Genomic DNA, 4,724 nt, shown 5'->3' with positions numbered 1-4,724 from the left:
CGTCGGAGCCGACCGTGCCGATGACGCGGGCGCCGAGCGCATGCGCCCATTGGCCCAGGATCAATCCCATGCCGCCGGCCGCCGCATGGACCAGCACCGTATCGCCGGCCTTGACCTTGGACAGCCGACGCAAAAGATATTCCGCAGTGAGGCCGCGCAACAGCATCGCCGCAGCAGCGTGCTCGGAAATACCTTCGGGCAGATGCAGTACGCGCTCGGCGGAAACGTTGCGCTGCGCCGCATAGGCTCGGCGTGCTCGGCCATTCGATGGCCTCCGACATCGTCATCCGCTTCGCGCAGGCTTCCCCCGACGTGCAGGCCACCGTGGCGGTGTCGGTGTTTTCTCCCGGAGTGAGCCCGAGCAGCCCGCGAAATTTAATGGTGATCGTCGGTGCGCTGGAGCCCTCCATGCTGCGCAACGAGGGCCTGCGAATTGTCAACCTCGCGGCAGGCGGCAGTGCCGTGGCCGGAGAGACCTATGGCAGATTTGCCGACGGCACGGCGCGGCGGCTGGTGCTGGCATCGGGCGTCGAACATATCGGCGTGCTGTATGCGCGCGACAGCATGGTCGCCGCGCTGCACTGGATGAACGACGCGTTCGGGCGGCGCGAGGCGAGCTATCTCGACCGCCGCGGGATCTGGCTAGGGCTGCTGTTAGCGGGCATTGTCGCGCTGGCATGGCCACTCTCGGCTTTGCTGCCGGTGGCCAGCGTCACGCACGCTGGCGCCGGGCTGCGCTGGAAACCGCTGCTGCTGGCGGCGTTCGTGCCAGCGCTGTTGACGCCACTGCTGCTGTGGAAGCTGCCGACGGATTTCTTGCCCATCCTGCTCGGGGATTATCTGGCGCTGCATTTTCTGCTATACGGCGTGCTAACGGCCTTGATGCTTTTCTTCGTCGGCGGCGCACGCTTCCCGGGCCGACCATCGTGGCGGAACATCGTCATCGCCACCATCGCCATTGCTGCGTTCAATATCGTCGCCTTCGGTCTCCCCATCGACAGCTATTTCTTTTCATTCATGCCGATTCCGGCGCGCTGGCCCCTTATTGCGGCGATAGCAGCGGGCGGCGTGCCGTACTTCATCGCCGATGAATGGCTCACCCGTGGCGTGGGCGCGGGGCGTGGAGCTTATGCGCTGACGAAATTCTGCTTTCTACTATCACTGGCAGTTGCGGTGGCCTTGAATCCGACGAAGCTGTTTTTTCTTGCCATCATCGTACCCGCCATACTCCTGCTGTTCATGGCCTTCGGCCTCGTCAGCCGGTGGAGTTTTGCAGCCACCAGACACCCCCTGCCCGGTGCCCTGGCCAATGCCGCTGTGTTCGCATGGGGAATTGCAGTGACTTTTCCAATGATCGTTCGGTAGGTCCCATCGCAGCAGACAAGCGCGACCGACGCAGTCGCGCTCAATATCCAAAGATCGCTTGTTCCTTACTTGGGCTGGCCCGTCGAGCCATTAGCATTGCCGATTCCAGTGTCGGACTGCGTCGGAGCAGAGCGCGTATCCGGCGCCGGATTAGCAGGCTGATAGACCTTCGGTGCGTCCGCTGTGCCGGCAGGCTGCGCCATGCCCTGCGGCGACGTACCCGCAGCGGCGCCGGAGCGCTGGCCGCTCGTTTGTCCGGTCGTCTGGGGCGAAGTGGACGGCTGGCCTGGGGTAGTCTGGCCGACCGGTCCGGTCATCTGCGCGGTTTCGAAGCTCGACTTTCGGGCGTAGCCGGCCGCCAGCAAAGCCATCACCGCGAGAGTGATGGCAGCGAAGCCGATCAGTTCCGGTGCCGCACCGTTGGGCGTGGCGCCGATGCGCGAATTGTCACCCACGAGTGCCTCGGCCGCAATTTCGCGGTTACGCTGCGAACGAAGGAAATAGATGAATGCGCCGGCGATGATAAAAACTGTCGCCGCCAGTGTGAAGAACATCAGCCAACTGATTGGATTATCGCCCTGCATCTCCGACCTCCATTGTCAATCTAGCATGACAATACTGTCTTGACTGAGTTGTTCCTCGCTCGCCGGACATGTGTTCGCTAAATTGGAATAGGACGCTCGACCGGGGCAGTCCAAGGTTGGTTTGCCGAACGCCGCCCAGCAAACAGGCCCCCTGACAAGGCTTGCGCAGCGTCGGATTGATGGGGGCATCGATGCTCGCGCGCCGCCATTTTCGGCAAGGATTTTTCAGCGGCGTCTCGATTAAGAGCAGGACTTGGTCCGCCATTGTGACGTAGTTTGAGCGGCAGCGCGCCCGGACAGGCGCCGGCATTCCAGCGTCAGGGAAATTCACCACATGTCTCGCTTCGAAATCAACCGCCGCACGGCCCTGCTGACCTCGGCGGCCATCGCCGCCAACGTGCTCAACCCGATGCGCGCCTTCGCCCAGGAGACGCCGCGCAAGGGCGGCGTGTTCAACGTGCATTACGGCGCCGAGCAGCGCCAGCTCAACCCCTCGATCCAGGCCTCGACCGGCGTCTACATCATCGGCGGCAAGATCCAGGAAAGCCTGGTCGATCTCGACGCCAACGGCCAGCCGGTCGGCGTGCTCGCCGAAAGCTGGGAATCCACCCCCGACGGCAAGACCATCACCTTCAAGCTGCGCAAGGGCGTGACCTGGCACGACGGCAAGCCGTTCAGCTCGGCCGACGTCGCCTTCACCGCCATGAACATGTGGAAGAAGATCCTGAATTACGGATCGACGCTGCAGCTGTTCCTGACCGATGTGGAAACGCCGGACCCGCTCACCGCGGTGTTCAAATACGAGCGCCCGATGCCGCTCGGCCTGCTGCTGCGTGCGCTGCCCGACCTCGGCTACATCTCCGCCAAGCACCTCTACGAATCCGGCGACATCCGGCAGAACCCGACCAATCTCGCGCCGGTCGGCACCGGGCCGTTCAAGTTCGTCAAATACGAGCGCGGCCAGTACATCATCGCCGACCGCAACACCGAATACTGGCGCCCCAACGCGCCCTATCTCGACCGCATCACCTGGCGCGTCATCACCGACCGCGCCGCCGCAGCCGCCCAGATGGAAGCCGGCGACCTGCACTACAGCCCGTTCACCGGGCTGACGATTTCCGACACCGCGCGGTTGTCCAAGGACAAGCGCTTCGTGGTCTCCACCAAGGGCAACGAGGGCAACGCCCGCACCAACACCATCGAGTTCAACTTCCGCCGCAAGGAGCTGGCCGACATCCGCGTCCGCCGCGCCATCGCGCATGCCATCAACGTGCCGTTCTTCATCGAGAATTTTCTCGGCGACTTCGCCAAGCTCGGTTCCGGCCCGATCCCGTCGGTGTCCACCGACTTTTTCCCCGGCCCGAACACGCCGCAATATCCCTACGACAAGAAGAAGGCCGCAGCCCTGCTCGACGAGGCCGGCTTCAAGGCCGGCTCCGGCGGCACCCGGTTCTCGCTGCGGCTGTTGCCGGCCCCCTGGGGCGAGGACATCTCGCTGTGGGCGACCTTCATCCAGCAGTCGCTGGGCGAAGTCGGCATCCCCGTCGAGATCGTCCGCAACGACGGCGGCGGCTTCCTGAAGCAGGTCTATGACGACCACGCCTTCGACCTCGCCACCGGCTGGCACCAGTACCGCAACGATCCCGCGGTCTCGACCACCGTGTGGTACCGCTCCGGCCAGCCCAAGGGCGCGCCGTGGACCAACCAGTGGGACTGGAAGAACGACGCCATCGACAAGGTGATCGACGACGCCGCCACCGAGATCGACCCGGTAAAGCGCAAGGCGCTGTATGCGGAGTTCGTCAAGGAGGCCAACACCGAACTGCCGGTATGGATGCCGATCGAGCAGATCTTCGTCACGGTGATCACCGCGAAAGCGCGCAACCATTCCAACACGCCGCGCTGGGGCTCGTCGAGCTGGCACGACCTGTGGCTATCGGCCTGACGCGAAGTCCGGCACACTCGAACCCACCCACGTCATTGCGAGGAGCCACTTGGCGACGAAGCAATCCAGTTCTTGCCGAGTATGCGGCTCTGGATTGCCGCGTCGCTTCGCTCCTCGCAATGACGGGGATGGGTTCGTGCGGGTCATTGCGTCATTTCAAATGGAAACTACACTGACCACATGCGCATCCTGACCCTGGCGGGGCGGCGTCTCGCCGCCTCGATCCCGACCCTGTTCCTGATTTTGATCGGCGTGTTCCTGCTCTTGCAGTTCGCGCCCGGCGACACCGTCGATGCCATGATGGCGCAGATGGGCGGCGGCGATGCCGCGACCGCGCGCGAGTTGCGCAAATTCTACGGGCTCGACCTCTCAATCCCCGTGCAGCTCGGCAATTACCTGTGGCGGCTGGTCCGGCTCGACCTCGGCTTCTCCTCGATCTACGGCAAGCCGGTGGCCACCGTGATCCTGGAACGGCTGCCGCCGACCATCCTCTTGATGACCGCGTCGCTGTCGTTCGCGTTCTTCGCGGGTCTCGTGCTCGGCGTGATCGCCGCGCGCGGCGTCAACCGCTGGCCGGACACGCTGATCTCCACCCTCGGCCTGATCTTCTACGCCACGCCGTCGTTCTGGTTCGGGCTGATGGCCATCGTGGTGTTCTCGATCTACCTGCAATGGCTGCCCGCCGGCGGCTTCGAGGACATCGGCACCGCGCAGACCGGTTTCGCGCGGACGTGGGACATCGCGCAACATCTGATCCTGCCGACGCTGACGCTCGGCCTGATCTTCCTCGCCATCTATCTGCGCATCATGCGCGCCTCGATGCTCGAAGT

4 protein-coding genes and 1 pseudogene are annotated in these 4,724 nt (G+C 64.0%); 3 read left to right on the top strand and 2 right to left on the bottom strand.

Features of this window, described 5'->3' with window-relative positions; all coding sequences use genetic code 11:
• Positions 1 to 247 (bottom strand): annotated as a pseudogene (locus tag JWR89_RS05565) (quinone oxidoreductase); the annotation flags it as partial.
• Between the two features lie 20 nt (positions 248 to 267).
• On the opposite strand from JWR89_RS05565, the gene JWR89_RS05560 reads away from it, so the two are divergent.
• Entirely contained in the window at positions 268 to 1,365 is a 1,098-nt protein-coding gene (locus tag JWR89_RS05560) for an alpha/beta hydrolase (RefSeq protein WP_366142970.1), read from the top strand.
• A gap of 65 nt (positions 1,366 to 1,430) precedes the next feature.
• On the opposite strand, the gene JWR89_RS05555 is transcribed toward JWR89_RS05560, so the two are convergent.
• Complete coding sequence (locus JWR89_RS05555; protein WP_299712793.1) at positions 1,431 to 1,949, bottom strand: hypothetical protein; 519 nt, start codon at positions 1,947 to 1,949, stop codon at positions 1,431 to 1,433.
• 334 nt (positions 1,950 to 2,283) lie between these two features.
• Between JWR89_RS05555 and JWR89_RS05550 the strand changes: the two genes are divergently transcribed.
• Both JWR89_RS05550 and JWR89_RS05545 read left to right on the top strand, forming a co-directional pair.
• Positions 2,284 to 3,894 (top strand): ABC transporter substrate-binding protein, encoded by a 1,611-nt coding sequence (locus JWR89_RS05550; protein WP_299712790.1) that lies wholly within the window; start codon positions 2,284 to 2,286, stop codon positions 3,892 to 3,894.
• Positions 3,895 to 4,074: 180 nt separating this feature from the next.
• A partial coding sequence (locus JWR89_RS05545; protein ID WP_299712788.1) for an ABC transporter permease occupies positions 4,075 to 4,724 on the top strand: 650 nt, incomplete at its 3' end.

It is taken from the genome of Tardiphaga sp. (assembly GCF_028290785.1).
In the GTDB taxonomy this organism is placed as follows: domain Bacteria; phylum Pseudomonadota; class Alphaproteobacteria; order Rhizobiales; family Xanthobacteraceae; genus Tardiphaga.
This window is presented reverse-complemented; position numbering and strand designations above follow the sequence as displayed.